Origin of the sequence: Mucilaginibacter sp., assembly GCF_028288105.1 — a bacterium.
Lineage (GTDB): Bacteria > Bacteroidota > Bacteroidia > Sphingobacteriales > Sphingobacteriaceae > Mucilaginibacter.
On record NZ_JAQBOI010000196.1, the window covers coordinates 1 to 3,886 of the forward strand.

The following is a 3,886-nucleotide window of genomic DNA, read 5'->3' on the forward strand; positions in this document are numbered from 1 at the left end:
AACTCGATGCCATGCAAAAGGAACAGGATATAACCTTAGGCCCAAACTTTTGGGATCATCCTAAAGATGCCGAGAAGGTTCTGGCATCCATCAAAACAAAAAAAATATGGACCGATGCTTTCCAGAAGGTTGTATCGGTAGTTGAAGATACCAACGTATTGTTCGAGTTTTTCCAGAGTGGCGATGCTACCGAGGCCGAAATGAACGAGCAATATGCTACGGCATTAACCGCGGTTGAAGAGCTTGAATTTAAAAACATGCTTAGCGCCGAGGAAGACCAGTTTAACGCCGTATTGCAAATTACGGCCGGGGCCGGTGGTACCGAAAGCTGCGACTGGGCCGGTATGCTGATGCGTATGTACATTATGTGGGGCGAAAAAAATGGCTACAAAGTTACCGAGCAGGATTATCAGCCGGGCGATGTGGCCGGTGTAAAAACCGTTACCTTGCAGTTGGAAGGCGATTTTGCTTACGGATATCTAAAAGGAGAGAACGGCGTTCACCGACTGGTGCGTGTATCGCCTTTTGATGCCAATGCCAAGCGACATACATCGTTCGCATCTGTTTACGTGTATCCATTAGTTGATGATACCATTGAAATTGAGGTAAAGGATGCCGATATTGAGTTTGAAACTTTTCGTGCTGGCGGTGCCGGCGGGCAAAACGTAAACAAGGTGGAAACCGCTGTTCGTTTATATCACAAGCCATCGGGCATTATCATTAAAAACCAGGAATCGCGCTCGCAATTGCAGAATAAGGAGAACGCTATCCGCTTGCTAAAATCGCAATTATACGAGGCTGAAATGCGTAAACGCGCGGAAGCATCGAGCGCGGTTGAGGGGAACAAGAAAAAGATAGAGTGGGGCTCACAGATACGTAATTACGTGTTACACCCTTATAAATTGGTGAAAGATTTGCGTACCGACCACGAAACCTCGAACGCTGCCGCCGTATTGGATGGCGATTTAAACGAGTTTTTAAAATCGTACCTAATGGAATTTGGCGGACCGAAAAATTAAGTGCTATAAATTCCCTCCCCACAATTAGTTCCTGCACCTCTTCAGGGGGAGGAATCGCACGAGCCCCCTGCATTTGCATGGCGATAACATAAATTGTACTTTGGCATCACCAATTACTGCTCATAATGATAAAGAATATTTTAACCGCCCTGATTTTGACTGTTACTGCTACCGGAGCCTTTAGCCAGGAAAAACCAATGCCATTATACCCTAATGGTGTCCCCAATTCAAAGCCTACCCCGGCAAGCTATGTTGAAACCATTAACGATACATTTTGGATAACCAATGTGAGCATACCCACGCTTACGGCTTACGTGCCCGAAAAGGGAACAGCCAATGGTACAGCCGTTATAATATGCCCGGGCGGATCCTACGCAGGCCTGGCATCGGCACATGAAGGCTTTGCCATAGCTAAAGAATTTAACAAGATAGGTGTAACGGCATTTGTATTGAAATACCGTTTACCTACGGATCTGATCATGGTAGATAAAACGATTGGTCCGCAGCAGGATGCGCAGCGTGCTATCCAAATGGTGAGGCAGGATGCCGCCAAATGGGGGATCAATCCCAATCGGATAGGTATTATCGGCTTTTCGGCAGGTGGCCATTTGGCATCTACCGAGGGCACGCACTTTGATAAAGTAGTTATTGATAATAAAGATAATATCAGCGTTCGGCCCGATTTTATGATGCTGATTTACCCAGTGATAACCTTCGGCGAAAAAACCCACGCAGGCTCGCGCGAGAATTTATTAGGTAAAAACCCCACGCAAGAACAGCTGAACCTGTACTCTAACGAGAAACAGGTAACGACCAACACACCGCCAACTTTTATAGTGCATGCGGAGGATGATGATGTGGTACCTGTAGAGAATGCTTTACTGATGTATGATGCCCTGGTAAAAAATAAGGTAAAAGCCGAAATGCACCTGTTCCCGGCAGGCGGACATGGCTTTGGGATGTTTAACCCTAAAAGCAAAGGCCTTTGGTTTGAATGGGCGAAGATCTGGATGGGCGATAATGGGTGGTTGGGTAAATAAGCTATGAAAAAAATATTACTGGTATTTTGTCTGTTGTGTATCGGCCTGTATGCCATGGCGCAGGATGTGAATATACGCCTGTATAAAGCCGTTTCGGCTAAAGATACCGTAGAAGTAGAGAAACTGCTTACTAAAGGAGCCGATGCCAACTACAAGTTTAAAATGGGGCAAGCCGAAATGAATTTGCTCATTGTAGCGGTTACAAACAAGGATTTTAAATCTGTAAAGTTGTTAATAGAGCACAAAGCAAATGTTAATGGAAGGGATTGGTTTAATACTACGCCATTAATGTATGCAGCAAATGGCGGAAACATAGAGATCGTTAAATATCTAATACAAAAAGGCGCGGATGCTAAGGCAACCGATGGACAGGGAAATACAGTTTTATCGGCAGCGAAAGAAAAGAATAACCCAGAAGTTATAAAGCTCATTGAGGAAAAGATTAAAGAGTGATGAGTATCGCCTTTCAAACCATTCAATGGGATAATATCCCAAAAGAAGAACATGTAGGCGAGCAAGGCACGTCTTACTGGCAAACCCTGCAGTTGCCTGGCTTGCGGATTAGGTTGGTGGAATACTCCCCCGGTTACCTCGCCGATCATTGGTGCCAGAAGGGCCACATTGTACATTGTTTAGAAGGCAGTTTTGACAGCGAACTATCCACCGGCGAAGTGTTTACTTTAGGCCGGGGCGAAAGTTATATAGTTTCTGATGAGGCGAGTTTGCACAGGTCTACATCCAAAACGGGAGTAAAACTTTTAATAATTGACGGAGATTTTTTGAAGGGATAATTAAATGCTTTTTTGAGGCGAAATAAGGCCTTTTTAAGGCGAAATTAATCCCCTTTTTTGGTTAATAAATACTCAATAAATCCGTCCAAAAGCTTGTCTTCCGCTCAATGGTTTGGGGGGATAAGGATGTCCAGCAATTCATTCAATTCATCTACCTTATCTGACGACCCCAGGTGCTCATAAGCACTAATAAGGTTACGCAACACACGCTTAATAATATCGGCATTTGTACATGGTTCGTAAAATTGCTTATCAAATTGCAGGTTAAGCTGTTTCAGAAACATATCCACATCCCTACGGCCAAAAATGAAGCCTTTATTAAACGCGTTGATATAAAATAGGATGCCGCCTTCAAACTCGGTTCCCTGGGTTTCATCTAAATAGGCTAAAATAAAATGCTGTGGCAGGTTTACGCCGTAAACAGGGATATCCAGCTTTTGGGCAATAATAGAATAGATAATTGCAAGCGAGATCTGGTTGCCCTTTTTATTTTCCAGCACCTGGCTTATGTAGCTATTCTGCGGGTCGCGGTGGTTAGTGGTATTGCCGCTAAAACCGTGAATACTGTAAAATACGTGGTTCATTAGCTTTACCTGCTCAACAGGGCTGGCCTCATTCATCATGTGTATCCAGATGTCGCGCTTGATAGATTCTATCTGGTTAATTACCTTCTGCTCGTCAAGATCGGGGTATTGATAGCGGTTGACAATGAGGATGCCTTGTAGTAGGTCAAACGATCCGCTCTGGTACCAAAGCTTCAGATCGTTCTTTACTGTACCAAATTGTATCTCGTGTACAAGGTTTGCTATACGTTCCTGCTGTGTAGGGTCGAACGCTTGTTCGAAGGCGCTTTCCAGGTAATGTATGGCCTCTGGGCCATAGGAAAGCAGCTTTTCGTGAACGTGCCCAAATATTTCAGTATCCGGATCGTCCAGCAAACGAATCAATGAATTTACTTCTGTAGGATTAATCATATCTCTTAATGCTAAAATACTAAACGTTTTAATATTTTTACAGCGATGTTTAATTTAACGTT

5 protein-coding genes are annotated in these 3,886 nt (G+C 44.0%); 4 read left to right on the plus strand and 1 reads right to left on the minus strand.

Annotated elements, in window-relative coordinates:
* The 4 genes from prfB to JWQ85_RS13535 all read left to right on the plus strand — a co-directional run.
* Positions 1-1,019 (plus strand): peptide chain release factor 2 (gene prfB, locus JWQ85_RS13520; protein ID WP_299468801.1); only part of this gene is annotated, 1,019 nt, incomplete at its 5' end.
* Between the two features lie 125 nt (positions 1,020-1,144).
* Positions 1,145-2,059 (plus strand): alpha/beta hydrolase, encoded by a 915-nt coding sequence (locus tag JWQ85_RS13525; protein WP_299468803.1) that lies wholly within the window; start codon positions 1,145-1,147, stop codon positions 2,057-2,059.
* Between the two features lie 3 nt (positions 2,060-2,062).
* Positions 2,063-2,512, plus strand: a complete 450-nt coding sequence (locus tag JWQ85_RS13530; RefSeq protein WP_299468805.1) for an ankyrin repeat domain-containing protein — start codon at positions 2,063-2,065, stop codon at positions 2,510-2,512.
* On the plus strand, positions 2,512-2,850 hold the full coding sequence (locus JWQ85_RS13535; RefSeq protein ID WP_299468807.1) for a DHCW motif cupin fold protein: 339 nt from the start codon (positions 2,512-2,514) through the stop codon (positions 2,848-2,850). The genes JWQ85_RS13530 and JWQ85_RS13535 overlap by 1 nt, the downstream gene beginning before the upstream one ends.
* A 104-nt stretch (positions 2,851-2,954) precedes the next feature.
* Here the strand turns inward: JWQ85_RS13535 and JWQ85_RS13540 are convergent, their stop codons facing one another.
* Entirely contained in the window at positions 2,955-3,824 is an 870-nt protein-coding gene (locus JWQ85_RS13540) for a transglutaminase-like domain-containing protein (RefSeq protein ID WP_299468809.1), read from the minus strand.
* Positions 3,825-3,886: the final 62 nt, after the last annotated feature.